General features: G+C 50.6%; 23 protein-coding genes. 6 read left to right on the forward strand and 17 right to left on the reverse strand.

Annotation, left to right across the window (positions count from 1 at the left end; genetic code table 11):
• Window positions 1–6 precede the first annotated feature (6 nt).
• Window positions 7–699 carry a DUF975 family protein gene (locus tag ACFPOF_RS00335; RefSeq protein WP_378128486.1) on the forward strand — a complete coding sequence of 231 codons (693 nt, stop codon included), beginning with the start codon at window positions 7–9 and terminating at the stop codon, window positions 697–699.
• 114 nt (window positions 700–813) lie between these two features.
• Here the strand turns inward: ACFPOF_RS00335 and ACFPOF_RS00340 are convergent, their stop codons facing one another.
• The 5 genes from ACFPOF_RS00340 to ACFPOF_RS00360 form a co-directional block, all read right to left on the reverse strand.
• The gene (locus tag ACFPOF_RS00340; protein WP_378128488.1) at window positions 814–1,800 is read right to left on the reverse strand and encodes a BtrH N-terminal domain-containing protein; all 987 of its coding nucleotides are present in this window, start codon (window positions 1,798–1,800) and stop codon (window positions 814–816) included.
• Window positions 1,784–2,356: a PadR family transcriptional regulator gene (locus ACFPOF_RS00345; protein ID WP_378128490.1), complete on the reverse strand. Its 573-nt coding sequence runs from the start codon at window positions 2,354–2,356 to the stop codon at window positions 1,784–1,786. The genes ACFPOF_RS00340 and ACFPOF_RS00345 overlap by 17 nt, the downstream gene beginning before the upstream one ends.
• A gap of 374 nt (window positions 2,357–2,730) precedes the next feature.
• Entirely contained in the window at window positions 2,731–3,528 is a 798-nt protein-coding gene (locus ACFPOF_RS00350; RefSeq protein ID WP_378128492.1) for a hypothetical protein, read from the reverse strand.
• Window positions 3,529–3,937: 409 nt separating this feature from the next.
• A complete protein-coding gene (locus ACFPOF_RS00355) occupies window positions 3,938–4,870 on the reverse strand; it encodes a DUF2167 domain-containing protein (RefSeq protein ID WP_378128494.1) in 933 nt (310 codons plus the stop codon).
• Window positions 4,871–5,209: 339 nt separating this feature from the next.
• Window positions 5,210–7,177: an ATP-dependent DNA helicase gene (locus ACFPOF_RS00360; protein WP_378128496.1), complete on the reverse strand. Its 1,968-nt coding sequence runs from the start codon at window positions 7,175–7,177 to the stop codon at window positions 5,210–5,212.
• Between the two features lie 340 nt (window positions 7,178–7,517).
• Between ACFPOF_RS00360 and ACFPOF_RS00365 the strand changes: the two genes are divergently transcribed.
• Window positions 7,518–8,006, forward strand: a complete 489-nt coding sequence (locus ACFPOF_RS00365; protein WP_378128498.1) for a hypothetical protein — start codon at window positions 7,518–7,520, stop codon at window positions 8,004–8,006.
• 431 nt (window positions 8,007–8,437) lie between these two features.
• On the opposite strand, the gene ACFPOF_RS00370 is transcribed toward ACFPOF_RS00365, so the two are convergent.
• Window positions 8,438–9,886, reverse strand: coding sequence for an ATP-binding protein (locus ACFPOF_RS00370; RefSeq protein WP_378128500.1), 1,449 nt, complete (start codon window positions 9,884–9,886; stop codon window positions 8,438–8,440).
• Window positions 9,887–10,422: 536 nt separating this feature from the next.
• On the opposite strand from ACFPOF_RS00370, the gene ACFPOF_RS00375 reads away from it, so the two are divergent.
• Window positions 10,423–11,925: an ATP-dependent nuclease gene (locus ACFPOF_RS00375; protein WP_378128502.1), complete on the forward strand. Its 1,503-nt coding sequence runs from the start codon at window positions 10,423–10,425 to the stop codon at window positions 11,923–11,925.
• 268 nt (window positions 11,926–12,193) lie between these two features.
• Here ACFPOF_RS00375 and ACFPOF_RS00380 read toward each other — a convergent pair whose 3' ends face one another.
• The 3 genes from ACFPOF_RS00380 to ACFPOF_RS00390 all read right to left on the reverse strand — a co-directional run bounded on the left by ACFPOF_RS00380 (window position 12,194) and on the right by ACFPOF_RS00390 (window position 15,116).
• Window positions 12,194–13,066, reverse strand: coding sequence for a sulfurtransferase (locus tag ACFPOF_RS00380; protein WP_378128504.1), 873 nt, complete (start codon window positions 13,064–13,066; stop codon window positions 12,194–12,196).
• Between the two features lie 59 nt (window positions 13,067–13,125).
• Entirely contained in the window at window positions 13,126–13,764 is a 639-nt protein-coding gene (locus ACFPOF_RS00385) for a GNAT family N-acetyltransferase (RefSeq protein ID WP_378128506.1), read from the reverse strand.
• Between the two features lie 110 nt (window positions 13,765–13,874).
• Window positions 13,875–15,116, reverse strand: coding sequence for an MFS transporter (locus ACFPOF_RS00390; protein WP_378128508.1), 1,242 nt, complete (start codon window positions 15,114–15,116; stop codon window positions 13,875–13,877).
• A 109-nt stretch (window positions 15,117–15,225) separates the two neighbouring features.
• On the opposite strand from ACFPOF_RS00390, the gene ACFPOF_RS00395 reads away from it, so the two are divergent.
• From ACFPOF_RS00395 to ACFPOF_RS00405, 3 genes are all read left to right on the forward strand, one after another.
• On the forward strand, window positions 15,226–15,738 hold the full coding sequence (locus ACFPOF_RS00395) for a GNAT family N-acetyltransferase (RefSeq protein ID WP_378128510.1): 513 nt from the start codon (window positions 15,226–15,228) through the stop codon (window positions 15,736–15,738).
• Window positions 15,739–15,853: 115 nt separating this feature from the next.
• The gene (locus ACFPOF_RS00400; RefSeq protein WP_378128512.1) at window positions 15,854–16,057 is read left to right on the forward strand and encodes a DUF378 domain-containing protein; all 204 of its coding nucleotides are present in this window, start codon (window positions 15,854–15,856) and stop codon (window positions 16,055–16,057) included.
• 136 nt (window positions 16,058–16,193) lie between these two features.
• Complete coding sequence (locus ACFPOF_RS00405) at window positions 16,194–16,811, forward strand: GDSL-type esterase/lipase family protein (protein ID WP_378128514.1); 618 nt, start codon at window positions 16,194–16,196, stop codon at window positions 16,809–16,811.
• Window positions 16,812–16,878: 67 nt separating this feature from the next.
• On the opposite strand, the gene ACFPOF_RS00410 is transcribed toward ACFPOF_RS00405, so the two are convergent.
• From ACFPOF_RS00410 to ACFPOF_RS00445, 8 genes are all read right to left on the reverse strand, one after another.
• The gene (locus tag ACFPOF_RS00410; protein ID WP_378128516.1) at window positions 16,879–17,871 is read right to left on the reverse strand and encodes an iron-hydroxamate ABC transporter substrate-binding protein; all 993 of its coding nucleotides are present in this window, start codon (window positions 17,869–17,871) and stop codon (window positions 16,879–16,881) included.
• 23 nt (window positions 17,872–17,894) lie between these two features.
• Window positions 17,895–18,707: an ABC transporter ATP-binding protein gene (locus tag ACFPOF_RS00415; RefSeq protein ID WP_378128518.1), complete on the reverse strand. Its 813-nt coding sequence runs from the start codon at window positions 18,705–18,707 to the stop codon at window positions 17,895–17,897.
• Entirely contained in the window at window positions 18,692–19,696 is a 1,005-nt protein-coding gene (locus ACFPOF_RS00420; protein WP_378128520.1) for a FecCD family ABC transporter permease, read from the reverse strand. The genes ACFPOF_RS00415 and ACFPOF_RS00420 overlap by 16 nt, the downstream gene beginning before the upstream one ends.
• A 4-nt stretch (window positions 19,697–19,700) precedes the next feature.
• Window positions 19,701–20,984: an ABC transporter substrate-binding protein gene (locus tag ACFPOF_RS00425; protein WP_378128522.1), complete on the reverse strand. Its 1,284-nt coding sequence runs from the start codon at window positions 20,982–20,984 to the stop codon at window positions 19,701–19,703.
• 530 nt (window positions 20,985–21,514) lie between these two features.
• On the reverse strand, window positions 21,515–22,300 hold the full coding sequence (locus ACFPOF_RS00430; protein WP_378128524.1) for a DeoR/GlpR family DNA-binding transcription regulator: 786 nt from the start codon (window positions 22,298–22,300) through the stop codon (window positions 21,515–21,517).
• A 95-nt stretch (window positions 22,301–22,395) separates the two neighbouring features.
• Entirely contained in the window at window positions 22,396–24,126 is a 1,731-nt protein-coding gene (locus ACFPOF_RS00435; protein ID WP_378128526.1) for a putative 2-aminoethylphosphonate ABC transporter permease subunit, read from the reverse strand.
• A complete protein-coding gene (locus ACFPOF_RS00440; protein WP_378128528.1) occupies window positions 24,127–25,131 on the reverse strand; it encodes an ABC transporter ATP-binding protein in 1,005 nt (334 codons plus the stop codon).
• A gap of 95 nt (window positions 25,132–25,226) precedes the next feature.
• Complete coding sequence (locus ACFPOF_RS00445; RefSeq protein WP_378128532.1) at window positions 25,227–26,303, reverse strand: putative 2-aminoethylphosphonate ABC transporter substrate-binding protein; 1,077 nt, start codon at window positions 26,301–26,303, stop codon at window positions 25,227–25,229.
• Between the last annotated feature and the right edge of the window lie 71 nt (window positions 26,304–26,374).

Raw genomic sequence — 26,374 nt, forward strand, 5'->3', positions numbered from 1 at the left:
CACACTGTGCAAGCTACCCGTAAGGAACTGCGCGCCAGAGCGAGAGCAAGCTTAAAAGGAAATTGGGGCAAGGCGATCGGCGCGATTTTTCTGTCCGCCATCCCTTCTTTCGTACTCGGCTTTCTGGGAGCCTTCTCTCAATCATTGAAGATCGCCGGTGACATTATGAGCTTCTTGATCGCGGGAATGATGGCCTTGGGTGCAGCCATGTTCTACCTCGCCCTAGCACGGCAACAGAATCCCAAAGCGACGGATGTTTATCAAGGCTTTAATACGCCGGGAAAGGCCTTTCTGCTTTATTTGCTGGTGCTCGTATTTACGATATTGTGGATGTTGCTGCTTACTATTCCTGGCACCATCGCCGCCTACAGCTATTCGATGGACTACTGGATGTTACTGCCGCTTATTATTCCTGGCATCATCGCAGTCTACCGCTATTCAATGGCCTACTACATTCTGGCCGACAATCCGGATATCACCCCACTGGAAGCGATTCGTCGCAGCAAGCAGATGATGGCGGGGCACAAATGGCGCTTGTTCTTATTGCAACTCTCGTTCATCGGTTGGTTTCTACTTTGCATCCTGACGCTCGGCATCGCCTCTCTCTGGGTCAGCAGTTACATCGCCGTCGCAACGGCTCACTTCTACGAAGATCTGAAAAACCAAGGCGAGAAACCGCCTGTTCCTAACGCGATCTAATCCCATATAAACGCGAAACGCTCTCCTTCCGCTAAACAGCGTAATGGAGAGCGTTTTTTTCGTCTACCCTAATGTCGATTCAAAACGAGTTAAGTTGCAAAACCAATGATGAAGTTAAATTGTCGATACCAACTCCATGGCCAATCGTTCTTTCTCTGCAATGTCGACTAGAAGTTCGGAAGCACGTCTTAGCTCCTGTTGATTTCCGGTTCTTCCCGCATGATCAATCGATGCCGAAACACCGTTCCACATCGGCGCGATTTCCGTAAACAGAAAATATGCCTGCTCTAATTTAGAATCACCGAGCAAATCCACGCATTCTTTTAGAAAATCTCGATACAGGTTTCGAAATAAGGCGCCGCCGGTCCCCGCTCTTTCCATCAATAAAGCGGTCAAACACAAATCTTTCTCTAAATCCTTGCTTCTAGAAGGCCAATTCAGGATTTCACTGCTCATTTTTTTGATTCCTTTATTGCCTATATTGCGGATAGGCGGATTCAAATAGTCATGAGCATTGTTAATGAGGGATGATCGTATGGCGGGTGCAAGCGGCGGAAGAGGATCCGTTTGCTCGATCGTAAAGGAGCGATTCCTGGAGCTCATGGGCCCCTTTGCGTTTCTTGCCATAGCCAAATTCGACAATCGCGTTGTCACGAGTCCGCCTTGCTGGCTTGTATCTGCCATATAGGCATACTCGTCATCCATGCCATATATCACCGCATAGTGGCCTGCAAAGTGTATTTTGTTCGTAAAGTAATCTAAATAATACGAATCTAGTTTAAGTCCCACAGGAACTCCACAGTCTATGTAGCTCTGCACGTTCTGCCATGCTTTTGTAACAGAAGAGGTTTCTTGCACCCTGATATTCAAATTGAGCCGGGATGCTATGGAAGCAGACAGTTCATCAGGCTTTACCCTACCCCCAATAAAAGGAAAGTCCATTCCCTTCGAATCCCAATAAATGAATCCCAAACCTTGCCCAATACCGAATAACATCGGCTCCGATAATCGAACACCATTATGCTGCAGGAGATTACCCATCGCAGTCGTCTCGCAGTGTTCTCCCTGAAAAAGAGTAAATCCTTCAATCAACATGGACATGTCCCTCCAGTTCCCCTGTTAGTTCACTGATCAGATTTGCGACAAATGTCTTTTCCGTCTCGATGAGACTCATCGGGTGAAGGAAAAGAGCCCTAACGTGCAATGGCAATCGAAAGCCGCCTTGCGATTCATATTTCTGACCTATGTTCCTCGATGTCTCCTCAAGAAAGTTCTGCCGTTTCCGCAAAGCTTCCACGGCTTCATCTTTCCCTATAAAAGGGAGAGCCGCGAGTCCGAGATCGAAACGGTTATCTCGTTCCCGCGCAGAAGTTAGGCTTACGATGATTTCATTCCTTAATGTTTCCATACCGGCTTCCATCATGACATACGTAGACGGCAAAGGTCCTTTGCCAGACTTCTGGACGGAATCTTCGGATCGGATCAGTCGTTTGTCTTTCAGTTTCTGCAATCCGGCGTAAATTGAAGTCGTACCTATATTCGCCCATTCCCTGTAGCCTCTAAGCTCTATCAACTTATTGATTTGATACCCCGACGCTTGTTTGGATTCCGCAATAATTTGCAGCAACATAAATTCCACGTTGGAAAGACGATTCATTGTTTTTCTCCTTGTTATATTACATAAATGTAATATAACACTAGTGAAATATAACAACAAGAAGAGCTACCTAGCATGATGAACTCTTGTTCCCAGGCCAAAGACACCGCGCACTTTTGTGGATGGATATACTTTATAAGCTTTTCAACAGTAACCTGTCTCAATTGTTGAACCGTGGCTGGCTCCGGGCCTGCTGCAACTGCTCTTCTTGTTTGCAAGCTGTTTGCAAACCAGCCCAAAGAGGGCCGCAACGGTCCACCTCACGGCAACCTATCACAGCCCTTAATTTCTGTATAAGTTTTGGTCATTCTTCAAGTTTAAACAATATCCTCATCCGGGGTCAATGAATGTCATTGTTGAATCCATGTTGATTTCTAAACTTCATAATGACGGGTATTTTCCCTTATGCGTCCACCGTTTAGAACCAGCCATTCTCCTGTCTCCCAATCGGACAGCCCCTGACTTTCCGGTTTGTAGTATAAATCGAAACGGATCGCCATCTCCAGTTCCCAAGGATGCCGAATAAAAAGCGAACGGAAAATCTCATCGAGCCCAGGAATTGCAAAACCGATAGGATCGGGGAAAAGAGTCTCTAACTCGTCTCTCGTTAGATCCGTTTCCAACGCAAATTGAAAAATTGGAATATTCGTGTACTCGTCCCGAACGAGTTCAAACTTCGGTGTGCGCTTGACGGTAAAATCGGTTATATCACCCGCGAATTCATCTTCCTCGGTATGTAGAATGAACGGCCAGTCCTCGCCGGGGTAACGATATAATGCTGCTCCTTTCGCTAGTTCGAATAGCAATGTATCCCAATCCGTTGGTGACATCGATGCTTTAGGAATGTTTACACCAGCATGATCCATTCCAAGAAGCTTCCCCTTGAGTCGCTGATAAAGTTGTTCGATCGAAATCGTTTCCTCCTGCACTGAGAACATATGCTCGATACCATATCCAAGCGGGATAGGGTTATCAGACTCCTCCGAATTGCACCATAAGACGGCAGGTAATAACGCCCCCTTCTCCCACCGAAACGCGACCCTAGGTAAAGCCGTACTGTGCAGTCCGAGTGAATGAATTTGTCCCAGTAGATTTTTAAAATGATCTCCCCACTCTCGCTCCGCTTCTGTGTTCTGTGGAAAAACAAATGTAAGCTCTTGAATCCTGTCCATTTGTAAACCTCCATTTATTAAGACTTACTTTTAGACGAACTACTTCTGAGCATATTATCTGCACCAATTTACTATAGAACGCATGTTCCTATATGTAAATATTTCCTTTTTTTCAAACCGCCTGACCTGACTGCCCAATGTGGATGGCTCCGGGTCACTTGCAACTACTTTCAGCGACTTCTTGGTAGCAAACTTGCTCGGAAGGTTCCGAAACAAAAAAATGGGGGTTCGGATCCGCGAGGCGCGAAATAAAAAACACCGCTAGGGCCTGTAGGCCACATGGCGATGTATTCTTAATTAAGTACTGCTAAACGTCTTTCGGTTCTTCCTCGTTATCGACGGGTTGCGTGAGTCGCTATCCTGCCGTTCAAGATGCAGCATAATCTGCGCCGGAATCCGAGCAGGTAGATTAAGCAGATGCGTGGGGTTCCTCATCTTCTTTGGTCTCACTATTAGGACCTGAAGATTCAGCCGCACTTTGCTTAGCAAACTTCAACTTGCTTCGTATCCAACGCCATAAACCGGCTCCTACTGCGACAATAACGATACCGAACTTCTTAAGTCCCAGAAGGATTATGGCTAGTAGACCGACCTTCTTGGCAACCACCACCCCGGCTCCACCTACGACCAACGCCGCCAGCCCCATTTTAGACTTCTTATCCGTCGATGCATTGTAGTCTTCATAGCGCTTGCCTTCATTAATGGAAAGTCCGCTAAGAACATCGGCTTCCATCTGCTTTCGGTCTTCGTTCAAGTGTTCGGGATCGCTTACCAGAATGACAGACACATACCCTTCTCTCGTCAATACGCGAACATTGTAGTTAATAAGCTTCTTTAGATTAGCATCATGCGCGATTATTGACCAAGTCAGATTATGCAGACTCTCATCATAATGTGGAGTGATATCCCATCCATCCACAAAAAGCCGGTCCTCCTCATTCAACTCCTTATTGGCTTCCTCAGTTCCATCCTTGTAGCTTTGCAAAAGCTCGTCGGCGTCAATGCTTGTCTTGTCATCATCCGAAATATGGCCAACATTGTCATATTCCAAAAAAACGGCCCAATTCCCATTATCCGGGGAAATCATACCGATCTCTGCACCCGAGGGTACACCGCCGTTTTCCTTTTCAAACTGCTTTGTATCATCCGCATTCAAAAAAGAATATCCCTCTAGCAACTTCTGCTTAGCCAGATTGTCCCCGACCTCAACAGCTTCCCCATTGCCGGTCACCCACTGAAGCTCGCTTGCGTCTTCGGCAAAGGCGTGTAAAGGCATCGCGAATACGATAACTAAACAAAGGATGGTACCTATTAATCTTGCTTTCCTCGATTGAATTGCCACTTGAACAAACACATCCTTAATATCCTTTTGTTTATATATATATCGGAAAATTCAATGATTTGGTTAACCTTGCTTAATATGAAAATACTTCAGGTTGTTATTTTGACGCGCATGCTGAGAGAGCGATTATTCAACTCAAAGAGGGCTACAACAGGTCGCCAACTAGCAACCTGTCATAGCCCTCGCCGTTTAACTGAATGACTTCAGGCAAGTAGCCCAACGTCTGTGATATTCTCATCATCCTTATCAATCTATCTGGTCTTTCCAACCAGAATTAGTCTAAATCATAACCTGCGAGAAGCTTCAGAAGAATGCCTTCACCTTGTTTGAAGGAAAGCGTCAGTTGCCCGGTTTTCTTGTCATAGTTCGCATCAACGGAACTCCTTGCGGTAATAAAGCCTCAATAGCCTGTCGAAGTTTCGTGTCCTGATGGATTTCCTCACTTAAGATGGCGACGATTCCACGATCTTCACGTGAGCGGATCAATCGTCCGATTCCTTGCTGCAGTCGAAGTAGCATATAGGGTAGATCTACCTCGTCGTACGGGTCTGCCGCCGCCTCCCGCTTCGCCATAAATACCGGATCCTGAGGAGGAAACGGCAGCGACCAAATGATGACGTTCGAAAGAGTTGGACCTGGGACGTCGAGGCCTTCCCATAGACTTAATGCGCACAATATACTTGCCTCGTCCCGTTGAAAAGAGCCAATGAGATGGCTGATTTCAGCATCTCCTTCAAACCAGAATCGCAGATCCCTGCATTCTGGATAGGATGGGAGCAACTCCTTAAACCTTAGCAGCTCCTCTTTACGGTTGAATAAGATCAATGCCCTGCCCTCGGTTCGCTTCAGCAAGCCTGCAGCAGCCTTCATTTTCTCCTCAGACGAAGCCCCTAAAGGCCACTCAGGTGCCAAAACCTCCATTTGATTCCGATAATCATAAGGGGATTTCGTGCTGAAGGACATATAATGATCAATTCCCAAGCTGCTCGCTATATAATCGAATGAACCGTTAACGGATAATGTCGCAGAAGAGAAAACAACCGGTATATTGAGGGCAAAGACCCTTTCACGTAACACTTCCTTTACGGCTCTAGGCATAATGACCAAGGTGAGCCCGTCCTTATCCTCCGTTGCCCAGCTTATCAAGCGGTCGGAATTCCGAAACAAGCTTAATGCCTTCTGAATCGTCTCCAACTGCTCCTCGACAATGCGCAGCTGGTAATCGTTCAAGGTATAAAGCTCGCTCTCGAAAACCAGCTCTTCTTCGATCGCTTCGATCACTTGACTGAACAACAATACTTCCTCAAGCAGCGGTTTGCCGAGAATAATCCGTTTCCGGTCAGAACCGAGTATCTCTTCGCAATGTCTTGTAAGTGTGTTAAACAACATTTCACTGCGCTCAATCGCCTCGTCTATAAGCACAGCCAAAGATTCCCGAATTTCATTCTGCAACAATCGACTGATCAATTGTTCGAACACTGAATGTTTCAAACGGTAAGTGAGCGCCTTCTGCGCAGCCGACTCCAGCAAATGCCCCTCGTCGAATACGACGGCACAGTGATCCGGCAGCAATGGCAGCTGTCCTTCCCGCTTGCGTCCCTCATACGTCCATACGTGTTCCATATAGAAGTCGTGCGAGCAAATGATCAATTCACTGGAATTTCGAAAATATTCGCGGGATAACGTCTGTCCACATCGGTGTCTTTGTTGGCAAGCGAAGCAATCTTGGAAAGAATCCCAGCTAGTTCGGTTCCACTGATGATCGTTCAAATGAGGATATTGTTTGCGATCTCCGTAGGCATGGAACGACTGCATCGCTTTATTTTGACGGACAAATCCCGGTAATTCATCGTATACCGCTCTGTACACATCCGAATGCTCGTCGGCAGCTATTGCCTGATCCAGCTTCGTTAGACAAAGGTACTTATCCGCAGTTTTCGCCAGTCTAGCGTCAATCATCAGACCCAAATGTCGAGCCAGCTTGGCAAGATCACCTTCCGGCTTTGTTAACTGCTCGATCAGGGATTCATCCGCACAGGCAATAATTGCCGGTTTACGGGTATAGCGAGCGTAACAGATCGCGTACAACAGATAGACTAGCGTCTTGCCCGTTCCTACACCCGCTTCCGCGAAGATGGTCTGCCTCTGGGCGAATGCTCTCTCCAGTTGGAAAGCCATATAGATTTGCTCATCGCGAACTTCGAAGTCGGCCTTCGGTAATATTTCGTAGAATACATCTCCGACCCACTCTCCAACCTGTTGAAGAAAAGGACGGGAATGGTCATATTCAAAAGGGTAGCGTTTCAATGTTGCTTCTGCCTCCAAGAATCATGTCGAAACATTATTGCATTTTCCGACCATGAAATCAAAACGCCAAGGCACGCCCCCCCCATTTTACGCCTTTTCAGCATCGGGATGGAACCATCGAACCGCTTGGTAACATCGTAAAGCGGTACCAAGAACAAAAGAAAACTTCTTTTGCCACAGATGACGAAAGAGCATTGTTAATTATTGAAATCGAGGCATTACAGAAGAAGTACGGTGGGAAAACGTACAAAGATGCTTTTGATTTTAGTAATCTAACGTCTGAGCAGGAAACTGATGCTTCACGTTGGAATTTCTATCAAATGAGACTTAACGACCTTTAATGAGCAATTATAGCAACTATGTAATAAACCACGTTCCTCGCCCTCCGATTGTACCCACCGATTGGGAATATGTACGGAACGAGTTTGACGACATTATAGAAGGTAAGATTGAAAATGGTAATTATGAAGGGGATAGCACATACCCTCAAATACGTAAAACAATCAATCTGAAGTACGGATGCGGAACTTTGCATGCTTCTGAGTACATTGAAGATAAAAAGGGAGCCCCGCAAATCGTCCTACGCTTCGAGTATGACTGGCAGTTCGAACCCGCCAACCGTAATGCCATTTGGAAATTTCATTATGATACCTATCATCCTAAAGAGTTGTGGCCAACAACAATTAATTTCCATGAGCATGATGAACCCACTCCTATAAAGACCCAACATAAACGACATTCCAACTTCGGTCATCGCGATATTTGTTCGGTTCTAGGAACAATCCGGGTTGCGATGCGCGTATCCGGCAAACTGCCGATTCCTCAGTGATAATTTAGAGTTTGATTCAGGATAGTTCACATCTAAATTATTCAACCTTTTAAATCGTTGATTTTATGTTGATTTGCTTACAACATTCACGAACTTGTTGTGGTGGGGCGTCCCGGCCCTTTGTCTGTAAACACGAGCATGACGGGCGCAACGGCGCCCTGCTCTGTAAGTACTCCCAGAGCGACTGTTAGACCGGCACCGTTGACTCGCTGTTGACTTCGGGTACACAAAACAAGCCGCCAAGGCCCTCGGGCTACATGGCGGCTTATTTGTCGTTCAGGTACTGCTATGCCTTGCTGGGCGTTTCTTCGTCCCCGACGGCTATCGGGTTATCCGCGTACGAAATCCAATCGCTCCAATTATAATATCTTTAATTCTGCCACAGAAGTGTCTATTATGGATGAACATCTCGCGCTACCAACTCAATTTTTTTATACTGGTTTCCTAAACCGTATTTTCTCGGCATGACCGAGTAAATACAAGAAAGCATATGCCGGAATTCTCATAATAGGAGCGTGTTCAAGTTTACCGTAGTCTTCTGCATTTTTTGTTACTAATAGAGAAGCCGCTGTTAGCTTGTCCTTTTTCGACCATTCTACAATGGCTTCTGTTTCCTTGATCTTTGGATTCTCGCGGTACTTTATCTCAATTAATATTTTGGAATTGGGCATCATTACAACGATATCTATTTCTTTTTGTGAACTGGAGTCTCTGTAGTAACCTATTTTGGGATTAAAGTTATAGTAAAACGTGTTTATATGCTTGTACACAGCAGATTCAACGATCATTCCCATTTGATCAGGATCCTGTAGTACTTCTTCACCTTGCAAAAGCACGGCATTACGAATTGCTGCATCAGCAAGGTACACTTTCGGCTTTGCTTTCAAAACTTTCTTCCCAACCATATCAACAGGATATCCTATATAAATCAAGTTTGCTAACTCGAGAAAATTGAGATATTTAAGTACCGTTGGTCGAGTAATATCCATGTTATTTGAAATTGTAGTCGCTTCAATGATATTTCCTGTTGTCATGCAAAGATATAGAAATATTCTCTCGAGTTCATCGATGTGTCTTACATTAAAGAGAGATACCATGTCTCTTTTTAGAACCTTATCAACGACGTCTTCTCGAATTATTCTTTGAGCATAGGATATGTCATCCGATTGTGCAATTTCAGGGAACCCACCGATTAATAAATACCTATGAAAATGACGTTCTAATGGCTGAAGTTTATCCATAAGTACGACAAGTTCTTTTTGGCTCAATTCGCTAAGTGCCGTTGGTTTGATTTTTTCCTCAATTACTGGTGCCTCAACACTACGAAGCTCAAGGTATTCATAGAAAGATAGTGTTGGAATTCGAATTTGAACCCAGCGCCCCACGCCACTTTCAGGCATTTTTTCACTCAGAATCGGACTTGCCGACCCTGTTGCCATTACCCTGTATGTTGGATTATTATCGTAAATCGTCTTTAACCACCCATTCCAATCATGGGCGTATTGGATTTCATCTAAAAAGAGGTAAATACTTTCATTAAGTGAGACATTATTTATAAATACTTTTAGGATACGATTTATTTCCGAAACCTTCAGAAGAGGATGGTCAAAAGAAACATAAAGAATATTCTTTGCGGGAACACCAGACTGTAGCACATCTTGTATCGATTGATACATAATAGTCGATTTTCCAACTCGACGAGGGCCAGTTAATATTACATGACGACGAATAGTTGTATGTTCAAAGCTTAGTTTAGCATCATAATAGGCAAACCTTTTAACGGGTTTAGCAAAATCATCAGGGACTTTATCAGTATCCCACCACTTGTTGTAACCTCTCAATACCTGCAAAACATTTTCATCCGTTATTAAATCCTTCATATCCCTCGCCCCCCCACACAACTCATAGTATAATTATTTACATCGAAAATGTAAATTATACTTTCAGTTTTTCATTAAAAAATATAAAGTTGCCTGTAAACCTTAGTTGATTCAAACAAAAAAGTTCAAAGTACGGCGGTAATTTCGCCGTACCCTGTACTTTTATTTTTGAAATCTACTACGTAACTCAGACTTTCTCTTCTTTTCCTAAAACCACCGGATTCCCCGAGTACGGTTTTATTAGTGGGATCCCAATCGACTAACGCGCCGAGCCTCGGGTCGTTGGTTTCCTTTGATCCGTCAGGTTCATTGTACGATCCGTTGGCAAGTTGAAGGGTGGGACGTTGTTGCGGAAGCACCACGATCGGCACGTCGTGCTGGTGTCAGCCGCCCCAACAGGGAAGGACAAACGCCAAAAAATAGGCCAAGAATACTATCAAGAATAGGTTTATGTATAAAAGCGGCTTTTTTTATGGGAAAAGATGTCGGATTCTCTGTTACAATAATAATACATTGTAATTAGGAGATGAAGAGGCATGGCAATTTCACAGCAACGTATCTTGTCTGTTCACTTTGAAGTGCTCAAAAATTTAAAAAACGTAACTATAGATTTCACCGGATCTGAATTAACAGCGATTATGGGCATCAACGGAAGTGGAAAATCAACAATTCTCCATGCACTTGCATGCTGCTATCAACCTATCGATAATAACCGTAATAGAGAGAACTATAAAATGTTTGAGTTTTTCACCCCAAACACAGATGCTTTATGGGCCGGTAGCAAATTCAAAATGACTCACAGTTATCGAAATGAACAAGAATTACATAATGATGTTACTGTTGAATATACAAAGAGCGACCGTTGGAACCCAAAGTATCAACGCCGTCCGTTTCGAAACACCCTATTTATCGGTGTAAAAACTTGTGTCCCAAGAATAGAAGAAGAAAAAAAGAAGACAATCATAACTTATGTAACTTCCCCGCTTACTGATGATGTCTCACGTCAAGTTCGGGAAAAAGCAGGATACGTAATGAATCGGCAGTATACATCATTTACAAACAATAGATCAACAAATTTTGAGTACATTGGTGTCGAACACAACAACAATCATTATTCATCGTTGAGCATGGGTGCAGGAGAACAACGGTTATTTTATATCTTATCAAAAGTTTTTAGTGCACCTAAAAACTCACTCATACTCATAGACGAGATAGACTTATTGTTGCACATAGATGCATTAAAAAAACTAATAACAGTCCTTAAACAACGGGCTGAAGACAAAGACCATCAAATAGTCTTTACCACGCATGCTCCAGCAATCACTGACCTTGAGCATCAAGTAAACATAAGACATCTTTGGAACACTGCAAATCAAACATTTTGCTTAAATGAAACAAAACCAGATACTATTAGCCGTCTCACAGGGCAGAATGTTCGTCCATTAGAAATTTTTGTTGAGGATGACTTATCTCAAGCAATTGTTAATCACACTTGCCAGAGATTAAATATGCAGAGATTTGTCACTACAAAAAGATTTGGAGCAGCTGTGAATTGTTTTACGGTAGCATGCGGCCTCTTGCTGAATGGAACAAATTTGGAAAATACTTTATTCTTACTTGATGGCGATGTATACAAAACGCATGCAGAAAAATTAAGCCAAATGGAAAAAGCAATGACAGGTAACGACCCTTTTTTAGTTCCCCTACGAGAAGCTGCGCTAAATCATATTAGTCAGTATTGTCTACCGGATGCCTATAAACCAGAACAATTTATTCATAATATAATAACTACAATTCCCGAGGAAATTGTACCTGCTAACGATGAAATCAAAAGAGTTGCTGGTCAGATTCAAAATGTAAATAACGCGCATGCGTTCGTAAACGAAATAATTGAAAAAATTGGATTTGAAAATAAAATACTCGGCCTTCACCAAGTTGTTGAAGTAGCCTCAAGATCTCCAAGATGGATAGAGTTTATACTTCCTTTGCAAGAATGGCTTCTAACGAAGCAACAGCTCTTACAAGAACCAGCAGCTTAATTTAGTAATTGTTGAATTGTTGTTGATAATCATTTGCGAATCAACATTCGTTGAGCAGGGCCGGGGCGCATTACACCGCTATGGTGTGGCGTACCGGCTCTTTTTCTGTATACACGAGCATGACGGGTGTAGCGGTCGCCCTGCTCTAAAAGTACTTCCAGGGCGACAGCCAGACCGGTGTTGTTGACTTGACGTTGATTTTGAACATGCAAAACAAGCCGCCACGGCCCTCGGGCCAGATGGCGGTTTGTTTGTCGTTCAGATACTGTTATGCCTTGCTCTGATGTTCCTCATCCCGGGTGGCGATGGGGTTGCCGCTATACGAAATCCAATCGCTCCAGCTCCCCGCGTACAACTTCACGCGGGAAAAACCCGCTTCCCTCAACGCCAACACGTTAGGGCACGCGGTAACCCCCGAGCCGCAGTACACGACGATCTCGACGTCGTCGTTCTGCGACAAGCCAACCCCCGCGAACCGCGCCGCCTGCTCATCCGCGCTTTTCCACGTGCCATCGGGCCCCCGGCCCTCGGCCCAGAAAACATTCCTCGCGCCCGGGATATGCCCGGCCACCCGATCGATCGGCTCCGCCTCGCCGCGATATCGCGGCGCCTCTCGCGAATCCACCAATACGAATCGTCCCGTACCCAGCGATTCGCGAACTTCGTCGACCTCCACCAGCATGTTATGCTGCACGGTCGCCAGGAACCGAGCAGGGACGATGATCTTCTGCTCGGCCGACACCGGACATCCGGCGTTCTTCCATGCCGTGAAGCCGCCGTCCATCACATACACTTGCTCATGGCCGAGATATTTCATGAGCCACCACAGCCGCGACGCCATCGCTCCGCCTTGATCGTCATAAGCGACGACCCGCGTCTCGTTGCTGATACCTGCTTTGCCGAGCCGATCTGCCAGAACTGCCGCATCCGGCAGCGGATGCCGTCCGCCGTGACCGTCCGGATCGACCGGCGCGGACAGGTCCTGCTCCAGATCCAAATACACCGCGCCCGGAATATGCGACTCCTTGTACGCCTCGCGCCCAGACAGCGGCTTGCCCAACTGGAATCGGCAATCAACGATTACGATGTCCGACTCGCACATACGTGCCAATACCCACTTTATTGGAACGATATTGTTCATCTTCGATCTCTCCTTCGCCTATACGTGCAATTATGCTCTCTTCCGTACATCCCTCTGCCCTATAACGCCATCCCGTACAATCTCATCATCTCGTCGGTTTCTCCGTACCGGATGAGGCCTTCTTCCTTTAAGCCAAGCTTCTCAAGTAACTGTTCCGATGCTTTATTGCCTTCGGACACAATTGCCGCGATTCGACTGAGTCCGAGCACCGACCGGGCGTACGCCAACACGCCTTTGGCCGCCTCAAACGCGTACCCTTGTCCCCGGTATGCCGGCAGAAAAGCATATCCAATGTCCGAATGAGCCATGAAGTCCCGCTTCGCTAGCCCGCAAATACCGATCGGCACATGACGACGTCCGTCGGCTACTTGGCGGTTGATCGCTACGCTTTCCATGTCGGCTCCATGGAGGCTAACAGCTCCATTCCCCACGACGCCTTCTTCGCTCTTCCCTCCGGTTCCGCTTTCGTCGTCGACGCCGCCGACCTTCAACTCCACGATGTAGAAGCCGTACCCGTACTTATCGTAAGAAGCTTGCGCGACTTGCGCGATGTAGTTCCGCGCATCGTCGTCCGTCTTAACTCCCCGATCCCCGATGTTCGCGATCCAGTCAGGGTCATTCACCAGTTCCCGCATAAAGGCCGCATCGTCCGGCGACTGCCAACGAAGAACCAATCGCTCCGTCTCCATCACCTTCATCGAGATACCTCCGCGCTTTCGCTTATTAGAACATTCCCCTAACCCGCTCCAACCTCGAGCCTGCAACTCCTCATCCCTAGCTTTCCGCCTCGCCTTGAGCCTGCAGTTCCTCAACCCCGAGCCAACCGCGCTCCCAGCCCCCGCGCCGCAGTCAACTGCGCCACGATCACGGCCAGCATCACGATCGCCATGCCTGCGAACAGCCACCGCGTCGCGTCCATGCCGTGCTCATCCAGGAACCATCCCGTCAGCTTCGGCAACAAAGCGCCGCCGATACCGCCGCTCGCCATCAGCAAGCTTGTTGTCCGCTCCGTCACGCCCGGCACGACGTGGTTCGTGAACACGAGCGCCACCGAGAACATGCCCGACATCGCAAGCCCCGCGAGCAGCGTCAACACGAAAGTCGCCTCGGTCGTATGCAATCCGCCAAGCACGATGAAAATGACCGCGCACGACACGCAAGTGACGATCATATACAATCCGCCGCCCCAGCGGTCCGCCGCATGACCGGACACGAGCCGGCCGATCACCATCGCACCCCAATATACGCTAAGCGAGAGCGACGCCGTCGAATCGGACAAGCCGTTACCGTTTACGAGCAACGACGGCAAGTAATGCACGAAACTCATCTCCGTCCCGACATAAACGAGGAAATACAACGCCCCGAGCGCCAGCACAAGTTTTCCGCGCCTGCGAATCGCGGCAGTCACAACGCCCTTTCCGACCGTATCTTCCCCTTCATCTGAAGCCGAATCTCCGCCAATACCTTTATCGCCTACAATATTAGGCCAGAAAATCGTCCACAACATGAACGTGACTACCATCAGCACGCTGACAACGATAAACGCGGCCACCCACATGCCATTGGCGATTAACCAAGCACCGACGAAAGGCATGATGAGAGCTCCCGCGCTGAAGAAAACTTCGATTCTGCTCATCGCCCGATTCGCTCTTTCCGGATCGGCGGAACTAATAACGATCGAGCCGACGATCGCTTCCGTCATCCCGAGCCCAAGCCCAGCGAATGGCGCCGTAACAAGCATTACGCTCCAAGCCGGTTGCGTCGCGTACACTGCCTCGGCAATGATAACAACCGTAAACGCGCCGAGCAGCAGCCTTTTCCTACCTAGACGACCGATCAGCCACGGAGTCATCAGCACCCCGAACATCCCGCCCATAAACTGGTTCATGACGAGCTGCCCGCCATCCCCGTATTTCACGCCGTAAGCGTCAACCATCGGCTCCATAATCGTTCCCAGCGCCAATTGCCCGAGCCCGACCGCCAAATATGCCACACATCCCAAGAAGATCAGCCGAGCCATCATCGTTCCCCTTTGCTTCTCCCAATCCATTCAACTCCCCTATCATACCACGCTGCCGCCTGCTCTCCCACTCCGAATCCGGTATAATGAAGGAACAAATGACCTTATGCAAGGTGAGAATATAGAATCGAGGTTTCGGATGATGCATCAAGATGATGTTCGGGGGCCGCTTCTGGTGCTTGAGTCAATGACAGAGGAGGATGGGCAAGCCATCTGCGAATGGCGGTATCCTTCGCCTTACGAGCGGTTCAAATGGCCGGAATGGAAGCGAATGAAGGAGGACGGCCTGGAATTCGGCGATGCGGACATTCGCTCGCAGCAATATTTGGCGGTTCGGGAAGCAGGCAGCGGGGAGCTTGTCGGGTATGCGCAGCTTTTTCCGATGGAAGGCGTCGTACGACTCGGCATGGGCTTGCGTCACGATCGGTGCGATCGGGGATGGGGCACGTTGCTTACCGGACTGCTCGTTCAGGAAGCTCTTCGTCGTCAGCCCGGCGCCGAAGTCGACCTCGAAGTTGAGCAATGGAACACGCGAGCAATTCGCGCTTACGAGAAGAACGGCTTCCGGATAACCGATCAATATTCCCGCAGGGCGACCCACGGCACGGTGAACTTATTCGTCATGGTATGGCAGGCGGATGGCATGTCCTGACATAACCCCCGGTTCTTCCTCATAAATGTAGAAAGTACACCAAGACCGCGCATCTTCCGTCAGGCAGTTATACCCATTCAGGGCGCTGGTGCCCGATGAAGGAGGCTGTTTCGGGATGAAAGCTCTTAACGCGTTAAGTCTGCTGCTCGTCATTCTGGGGGGACTGAACTGGTTGTCCGTCGGCTTGTTCAAGTACGATGTCGTCAGTGAAATTTTCGGAGGAACGGAAGAAGTCGGCTCACGCATCGTGTACACGGTCGTTGGTGTTGCTGCGCTTTACGCGCTCGCGTTGTTCGGCAAGGTGACCCGGGACGACTGAGCGGTACGACAACTTGAATGACGAAGACCCTTCCCGGACAATTTCCGGGGAGGGTCTTCACGTATATCACAAGAACGGACTTCGTCGTCCTACATATGATGAGAGTATCTAACGACGGAGGAAAGGCGGCGGTCGAATGATCCACTATGCCGCAATCGGGGATTCCTTGACTTCCGGATTCGGGGATTTGTTCGGCGGGGGATTCGTCCCTAAGTACGCAAATGACATCCAACACCGGCTGCAGCAGCAGGTTGTTTATGACAAGATGGGCATGTCGGGAGCGCGGTCAGATAAAATATTGGCGGTCATTCGAGGCAACTATGGCGTCCGGGAGACACTGCGCAACGCCGACATCATTACGGTTACGGCAGGCGGCAACGATCTCGTCGACGCGGCCAAAGGCCAAAGCAACTCCGACGCGTACCGGCAAGCGCTGGCGAAGAGCCGTCACAATATCGCGGGCATGCTGGAAGAGATCCGGAAGCTCAAAACCAGCCAGAGCACTTACATGGTTCGCCTCGTTGGGCTGTACAACCCATGGCCGTCCGTGCCCGAGTCGGGCGCATGGATTAGACGGTTCAACGCGCAATTGGAAATTTTTCAGGATGCCACGGTTAAAGTAGCAAACGTCTTCGACGCCTTCTCCGGCAGAGAGCGGGACCTACTGTTCTTCGATCACTTCCACCCGAACGGAAGAGGTTATGCCATCATGGCGGAAGCGCTCGACCGCACGGGTTACAAGCCGCTTGGCTAACGACACTGGTCGTTGAAGCTGGCCGGGAAGTACGTCGCTTCAAGGACGGCGGGATCCCTCATGCTCTTCATTGCTTCACGATATCGTGCAACACGTTGTCGATCATTTGCGCACTTGCAATCGGTCCGTAGTACAGCCAGCTTGAAGAAGCGTCGTATTCGTGGACATTGCCGTTTTTCACCGCTTTGATCGTTTGCCAGATCGGCTCTTTCATTATCGCGGAATCCGTGCCTTTGTCGCTGTTGATCACAATAAGGTGGTCTGCGTCGATGTCAGCCAATTCCTCCAGGGAGATCGGATTCCAGTTCCCCGTGCCCGTTGCGGATATTTCCTTCACGATGTCCGGAACCGGAAAGCCGAGATCGTTGTATAGCACTGCGCCGCTCGACAGCCGGTCGCTAACGATAAAGAAGCTATTCTGCACAAGCCAGATCGCCGCGGCGGATTGGCCTGGGATTGCTGCCTGGATTTTCGCTTTCGCGTCGGAAGCCTTCTGCTCGTAGTCGTCCAACACTTTCTGCGCCTCGTCATCCTTGTTCAGCACTTCTCCGATTTTCAGCAGCGCTTTACGCCAGTCGTTCGCAATGTCGTCGCCGAGAACAAACGTCGGTGCGATTTTCGCATATTGGTCGTACTTATCTCCTTCTACCGCACCGTTCGAGCCGGTGATCAGCAGGTCTGGCTGGAAACTCACGACAGCTTCGAAGGGCAGGTCGTATGGAATAGTGGGGATCCCTTTTAACGTCGTCTGCAAATATTCTTGAATGCCGCTCGCGACCGTCCATTGCCCGGCCGGTTTCACGCCAAGAGCCACAAGGTAATCTTCCAGATACGACGCGATAATGCGCTGCGGGTTGGCCGGGATCGCGACTTCGTGTCCGAGCCCGTCCGTCAGCTTCCTTTCCGCCGCGGGTGCTCCCATCGACGCGGAAGCGGATTCTATTGCAGGCGAAGCGCTCTCGCCAGACTTGGCGTCGTTGTTGCCGCATGCCGCAAGCCATAGCGTCATCATTGTAAATGCTGTCAGGGCTGTAATCGATTTTTTCCCTGTTGCTAACACGAGAATGTCATCTCCTATCCAAGCTAAATCGCTTCCGCCGCCTCTTCTGTGCGAGTGCGCACGACGCCGTACGGTGTAAATTCGGGTTTGCCGCCGTCCATGCGGATTTTCGCTTCGATAGAGAACACATCGCGGAAAAACGCTTGGTCGAACACCGCCTTCGGCTCGCCTTGGCGAACAATTTGGCCGTCCTTGATCGCAATGATGCGGTCGCTGTAACGAGACGCCTGGTTCAAATCGTGCAGTACCATAGCAATTGTAATGCCTTGCGTCTTGTTTAGATGTCGTAGCAGCTCCATAATCTCCAACTGATGAGCAATGTCCAAATACGTCGTCGGTTCGTCCAGCAGCAACGTGTGCGGTTTCTGCGCGATCGCCATGGCGATCCAAGCTCGTTGACGTTCTCCGCCGGACATCGTGTATAGCTGCCGATATTGCAACGCTGTCAAATCGGTCATCGATAGCGCCCAATCCACAACGTCCTCATGCTCGCCCCGGCACTCCTCGTACCATTTCAGATGGGGATTCCGTCCTTGGCGAACCAGATCTCTCACTGTCATTTCAAGCAGATGGTCCTGCGTTTGCGGAAGCATCGTCAGCTTACGAGCGATCTTCTTCGTATTCAGACGGGCAATCGCCTCCCCCTCCAGGAAAACGGCGCCGCCGGAAGGGTTCAAGAGACGGGTCAACAGCCGCAGCACAGTGGACTTGCCCGAACCGTTCGGTCCGACAATGCTCACGATCTCACCTCTGGCGATATCCAGTCCAACGCCGTTGATCAGCGGACGATCCGCGTAGCCGAACGTCAGATCGGCTGCCGTTAAGACATTTTCCACCCTTTCATGCCTCCCCTGAGCAAATATAAGAAGAACGGACCGCCGCAAATGGCGAGCAGAATGCCGACTGGGAACTCGATCGGATCGAACCAGCTTCTCGCCGCCGTGTCCGACAGGATGACAAGCGAAGCGCCACCAAGTGCCGACACCGGTACAAGGAACCGATAATTATTGCCGACGAAAATTCTGGCGATATGCGGGACGACCAATCCGACGAAACCGACCATTCCGACTGTACTGACGGCCGCGCCTGCTAGGAACGTGGACGCCACGATGACAAGCAATCTGCTTCGTTCTACCCGGTTGCCGAGCAGCTTGGCGACTTCGTCGCCTAGAATGAGCTGGTTTGCTTGCTTAGTGAGGAAGAAGGAAGCGACTAGGCCGACGATTGCGTAAGGCAGCAGATTGTCGAAATGTTGCCAGCTCCTTCCGTTTAACGTGCCGGACAGCCATGGCAGCACGGACTGAACTTTCTCGCTGTTCAGAATCATAAGAGCCGTCATCCCGGCCCCGAGCAGCGAATTAACGGCGACGCCGGCCAGGATCAGTCTCCCGGTCGGCGCGCCGCCTTTCCATGCAAGCAAATAAACGACACCCGTCGCGAACAACGCTCCGAGGAAAGCGACCGGCGGCAAATACGCGATATGTTGGGGAAACAAAATCATGACCGCTACCGCCGCCAGTCCGGCGCCTGAAGATACGCCGATAATGCCCGGATCCGCAAGCGGATTGCGGAATACTCCCTGCATGAATGAACCGGCGACCGCCAGACTCATCCCGACGAGCAAGCCGATCAGCACGCGCGGAAATCGCAAATTCCATACAATCTGGCGGGCTTCCGACTCCGTTCCGGAGAACAGAGCCGTCCATACCTCCTTCGCCGAGAGCGGCACCGCGCCGATCATCAGCCCTAGCAAGATCGCGATGGCCAGCAAGGCCAGCAGCACTCCGATCAGAAGCACCCGCTTCGGCTTTCTCGGATCGTTCATGCTGTTATTTCACCTGCCGCAGCAGTTTGTTTAAGCTCAGTACCGCGTCCGGCGCGCGCAAGCCTGGGTTGGCGGCGAACAGCTCGCTGTCCAGCACTTCGAAGTTGTCGTTCTTGACCGCGGTCAAGTTCTTCCATGCGGCGTTCGACTCCAGTTCTTTCTTGAAGCTTGCTTTGATTTCGGCTGGATCACCGTGAGCGATCAGAAAGATCGCGTCCGGATTCGCGGCGACGATCCGTTCCATGCTAAGGTCGGCGTATTGCGGCATTTGATCGTTCTTAGGAAACGCTGCGCCGGCGTTCACACCGCCCGCAAGTTCCAGGAAGTTGCCCGGATAACTCGTTGGAAGCGCGACAACGAAACTTCCCGGTGCCCCATACAGGATGATCGCCTTCGGTTTCGTCTGCAGCTTCGTCTGCTCGGCGATGCGGATCTTCGCATCCATCTGGGCGAGCAGCTTGGCGGCTTCTTCTTCCTTGCCAAGTACTTGGCCATAGAGACGAATGGAGTTCTGGATCTCGGAGTATAGATTGTGCGAGTTAAACAGCATCTTCGCGCCGAGTTTCTCGATCGTCGCTTTGCTGTCCTGCAGCGCGGGACTGCCGATGACGAGATCCGGCTTCAGCGCCGCCAGCTTCTCGAAGTTGATGCCGTGCGCGCTGCCGACTTCCGGGATCGAGGCGGCGGATGCCGGGTACACTTTGCCGATCGCGGTGGAACGACCGACGACGTTGCCGCCGAGCGCGGAGATGATCTCCGTGTCGGAAGAGGACAGCGTCACGATACGCGTCGGCTTCTTCTTCAGCGTAAGCGGACCGGTCTTCGTCTGCACGGTCAGCGTCGTCGATACGGCGAGCTGTTTGGTCGTGTTGTTCCACTTCACCCACATGCCGAACGATTCTGCGAGAAAACGCAGCGGCACGAGCGTTCTGTTGTTAACAGTAACCGGCGCTGCTTCCAACGTTACTTTCTCCGAGCCAACCGTTGCCGTTTTCGAACCGACCGTATATGTAACCGTTACGCCGTCTTTCTTAGCCGTCACTTTTTTCGTTGCCGCGTTCCAATCGACCGTACCGCCGATCGCGGTGATCACGCTGCTGTACGGGACGAGCAGTCGGTTGTTCACGATTTGCGGAGCGGTGTCCATCGACAGCGTCTTACCGTCCAAAGTGACTTTGATAGCCGGTGCAGCGGCAGCCGTCGGATTCAAGGCGGCAGGCGCGAAGAGCGCCGCTGATGCGAATAGGGATACAGCTAAAATGCCATGGATATGTTTTTTGAGCGACATGGGACAGCCTCCTGATATTGATAATCATTTTCAATTACTGATTTTAAGTGATAATGATTATCAGTGTCAATGAGAAATTAAGCGGGTTTTCCTATCTCTTTCCCAGAATAGCTCAAGCAGCACCTCGCTAGGCTTGTGCATGCCTCCCCGCGCCCTGTAATCCGATTCTTCACGGTGATTCTACGCAAAAGCCAATATCCGTTCTCTGTAGCCGGATTTTTCCCGGCTATTCTCCACAAAAGCCTCAATCCGCGCTCCATAGCCCGGTTTTTCCCGGCTATTCTCCGCAAAAGCCTCAATCCGCGCTCCGTAGCCCGGTTTTTCCCGGCTATTCTCCGCAAAAGCCGCCACACTCCTCCCTGTCCCCCGTCCGCGAACAGCAAAAAACCCATCCCCGCTACTAGGGATGAGCCCTCTCAAACCGCACACTGACGCGCGTCGACGTTCTTTCGCACAAGCCGGCTACCCACGAACCGATCTAACACTCAGTCGATCTATCGCCGGCCGCATCGCCCACCACCAACTTCCGCCTACTCCGCGAGCACCCATTCAACGCCGTGCTCATCCAGCAACTGGCTCCAGCCCTTCGGCAACGGAACCTCGCTGATGACGATGTCGACTTCTCGCCAGCCGGCGATCCGGTACAACTGCGTCGAGCCGATCTTCGAGCTATCCGTCACGACAATCGTCTGATTGGCATTCTCGATCACCCGGGCCAGCAGTTGCCCCCGCTCCGCGTCGATGGAGGTGATGCCCTTGTTCAGCACGATGCCGTCGATCGAGATAAATGCCTTATCTACATGGAACAACGACACCATTTTCTCGGCGATCGAGCCGGTCACCCGGGAATGCGTCGCGTTGACCTTGCCCCCGATAAAATAAATCTCGCCGGAGAACAAGTCCTTGTTCTTGTATTCGACCAGTTGGTGCATCGCCGGTATTGATATCGTGAGCACCGTCAGGTGGCTCTTGTTCATCAAGAATTGAATCATCTGCAGCGGCGTCGTACCGTCATCGATAAAAATAACATCGTTATCCTCGACAAGAGTAGCCGCCTTCTTGCCTATACGCTGCTTCTCGTCAGCAAACAGTACTTCCCGCTTGAGATAGGACGGCTCTTCTCCGCCCAGGTTGATTTTGACGGCCCCGCCGTATACGCGCTTCAACCGATTCTCTTCCTCGAGCTCCTCCAAATACCTGCGGATCGTCTCGGAGGACACGCCCAGCCGTTTAACCAGATCGAAGGTTTTCACTTGCCCTTCCTGATTGAGCTGATCGAGAATAATCGCTTTACGTTCCTCGCCTACGAGTGACAAGCTGAAAACTCCTTCCAACAGTCCCCAAATTTATAGTTAATTATACCGTCAAGGGCCACTGGTTGGCTATCCGCCTCGCTTGCAGCATTATTCTCCTAATCCCGAGCAGCACCGTACCACATCTGCGTCCGTTTGCGGACGCCTCTGACGAGCGCTTCGTACAAGAAACGAACGACGAGGTTCGCGGCAACGACAAGCACCGACATCGCCGCCGCAGCAGCAACATCCCCCGCGTCGTCCATGTTAACGATGGACACGGCCGCCGGCTTGAGGTTGGGCGCGTACAGGAATACAACGGCGGAGATCGTAACCATTGCATTCACAAAATAATACATCGCAATCTCGAGAATCGCCGGCAGCGACATCGGTACAGTCACGGCCAGGAACGTCCGATAAAACGGCACGTTCATCGACTCGGATACGGCTTCGATTTCCTTATCCAGCTTCTTGAGAGACGCGGTCGCCGTAATGAACGGAACCGAATAGAAGTGGACCACATTAACAAGAACGAGAATCGCAATCGTCCCATACATGAAGTTGAGCGGGTTGTCCGGTTTGTTGAAGAAGAAAATATAGGCCAGACCGAGCGCCATGCCGGGAAGCGCCATCGGAAGCACGGACAGAAACTGCCCGATTTGGCGTACTCGTTCGAAGCCGCGGCCTTTTTCGATCAAATAGGCGAATACGAACGTAACGACCGTGCCGACGACTGCGGTCAGCGCCGCCACTTGAAGACTGACTTTGAACGGCCCCATGCCGCCAGCCGCCACGTCGGTGAAGTCGTAATGCCGCAAGCTGAGCCCCAGGTTATACGGCCAAGTTTTTACGAGAGACGCATATACGATTGTTAGCATCGGAATCAACAAGCATGCCGCAATAACGGAACAGAATACGAAGTAAGCGCGATCCCGAGCCGTGCCGGGTTTGATCTGATAAGCGGTCGACTTCGCCGTCAGCGTCGCCCGCTGCTTGCGCTCGACGAATCGGTCCACGATAAAAGCGAAGATAGCCGGAATCGTCAGCAGGATGCCGACCGTAGCGCCCATGGGCATATTTTGCTGACCGATGACTTGCTTGTAAATGTCCGTCGCGAGCACGGAATATTGGCCGCCGATCGATTGCGGAGCCCCGAAGTCGATGAAGCTGGCCGTGAAACAGACGAAAGCCGCGCTGATGAGACCGTACCGCACCGTTGGCAGCGTCACCGAGTAGAATGTCCGCCACTTGGACGCGCCGAGCGAATGCGAAGCTTCATACAGCCGATAATCCGTAATGGCGAGGACAGTCAGGAGAATCATATACGCCTGCGGAAAAGTATAAATCACTTCCGATATGACGATACCGACAGCGCCGTACAAGTGAATGTTGACTCCGAACGGCAAGGTTCCGAAGAAACCTTGGGTGACAAGCCCTTGATTGCCGAACAAATACGTCAGCGACAGCGCGTGCATCATCGTCGGAGCGAAGAGGGGCAGAAGCGCGATGGATTTGAAAAAGCGTTTGCCCGACATAGATGTTCTAATGATGCCGTACGCGTACAGAAAAGCGAGTACGACGGAGATAACGGTCGTCGTCGTGGAGACGAACAACGTATTCGTCAGCGACCGAAGCATCGAAGAGGTGCTGAAGTAGTGAACGAAATTATCGAAGCCGATGTACTCTCCCGCCCGATTTTGGAACGCCTTGGCGAACAAAAACAACAACGGAAGAAGCAGCGCACCGAACAATGCCAATACCGCCAGTACGATCAGTACGCGTTGCATGACGTCAGCGGCGGTCAAACGGCGATGGATGGAGCGGTAAGCCAGTCGCAGAACGGTCGCCATTTAGACCACCGCCCCTTTGGCGAAGCTCAGCATATTCTCTCTGGGTAACGCGAGCGACACGTTCGCATTCTTCGCAAGCTGCAACTGGTGCGACATTTGCGCAGAGACGTCCACGGTAATCATCTGGCTTTCGCCAGCCCCGTTTTCCGTTTTCAGCGTCAGTCGGTAGAACGCTCCGCGGAACTCAATGTCTTGGATGACAGCTGGCCAGCCTTCTCCTGGCGAGGAAATGGTGACATTCTCCGGCCTGACGGCAAGACACGCCTCCGGATCGCGGTCATGCAGGAAGTTGATCGCCCCGACGAAGTCCGCCACGAACGGGCTGTTCGGCTTCTCATACACTTCCGTAGGCGTGCCGATCTGCATGATCTCCGCACGGTTCATGACGACGATCCGATCGGACATCGTCAAAGCTTCTTCCTGATCGTGGGTTACCATAATCGTCGTAATGCCAAGCGATTCTTGGAGTTCTCTCAACTCGCGGCGAAGCCGGTTGCGCACTTTGGCGTCGAGCGCCGACAGCGGCTCATCGAGCAACAGAAAATCCGGTTCGAGCACGACAGCCCGTGCAAGCGCGACGCGTTGCTGCTGTCCGCCGGACAAGTGCGACGGATAACGGTCCGCCACATGCGCCAAGTCGACTTGCGCGATCGCCGCCTCCGTCTTCTCGCGTATCTCCGAGCGGCTGTAGCCTTTGCCCTTCAAGCCATAGGCGATATTCTGCCTCGCCGTCAAGTTCGGGAACAATGCGTACGATTGGAAAACCATGCCGAAATTGCGCTTGGCCGGCGGCAATTTCGTAATGTCTTTGCCGTTCACGAGAATGGCGCCCGAGGTCGGCTGCTCCAATCCTGCGACGATCCGAAGCAACGTCGTCTTTCCGCAGCCGCTTGGGCCGAGCAAACATACGAATTCGTTTTTGCGAATATCGAGCGAGACCCGGTTAAGCGCCGTGAAAGCTCCGAACGTCTTGGTAACGCCTTGGATCGATAAGTAGGATTGCATACAGAATCTCCTCCGCGAGAATGGGATAAATCCGCCGCACCGAAGGTCGAATACCCCTTGGCGCGGCGGACGGACGCGGCTTGCGCCGCTGCCGATTAAGATTTAGGTTCGCTCTTGCTGTCGTAACGCTTGGACCACTCGGCGAGAATGCTTTCGCGGTTTTTGGCCGCGTCGATCAGATCGTTTTTCGGAATCAATTGGGACATCGGGTCTTTCTTATAACCTTCCGGGATCGCACCGCTTTCGTTCTTCACGGCGATGATCGCATAGTTCTTGTTGTATTCCTTCATGACATCGTCCGTAATCGCCCAGTCCAGGAACTCCTTGGCTGCCGTCTTGATCGATGCTTTCTTCATGAGTGCGTTCGCTTCTACGTCGTAACCGGAACCTTCTGTCGGGAACACCACTTCAACCGGGGCGCCCTTCTTCGCTTCCTGAATGCCGCGATAGCCGAAGGAGATGCCGATCGGATATTCGCCTGTACCGGCCAGCTTCGCTGGCTTCGAACCGGAGTGCACGTACATGGCAATGTTGTCGTTCAGCTGATCCATGTAAGACCAGGCTTTATCCGCGCCTTCCAGTTGAATCAGACCCGATACAGTCAGGAAACCCGTTCCGGACGAAGCCGGATTCGGCATCGTGATTAAGCCTTTGTATTCCGGTTTGATCAGGTCTGCGTAAGATTGAGGAATCGCGAGCTTGCGCTTCTCCATCTCCGCCTTGTTCACGACGAACGCCGTTTCCCATGCGTCGATACCGACCCAGTGAGGAATCTCGTTCGTGTCTTTGAACAGCGGCTGAATGCGATCTACACCGACCGGTGCGTACGGCTCAAGCAGGTTGTCCTGGTCGAGTACGAGCAAGCTCGTTGCCGCTACGCCCCAGACGACGTCCGCTTGAGGGTTGTCCTTCTCCGCTAGCAGCTTCGCCGTAATGACGCCTGTCGAATCGCGCACGATGTTCAATTTTACGTCCGGATACTTTTCCTTGTATGTTTTCAGATACTCCTGGATGATGTCGTCCTCGAGAGCCGTGTAGACAGTCAGTTCCTTCGAGTCGGAGTCTCCTGCTGCTGCCCCGCCGCTTGCACTGCTCGTGTTGCTTGCGTTACCGGCGTTACTCGCGCTGTCTGCGTTGTTCGCCTTGATCTTGCCCCGAATAGATGGACACAGAGAAACCCTCTATAATAAAAGGTGGAGGGAATTTCTATGGGGCAACGGAAGAAGTTTGACAAAGCATTTAA

Source organism: Cohnella soli (assembly GCF_042655525.1).
GTDB classification, from domain to species: Bacteria; Bacillota; Bacilli; order Paenibacillales; family Paenibacillaceae; genus Cohnella; species Cohnella soli.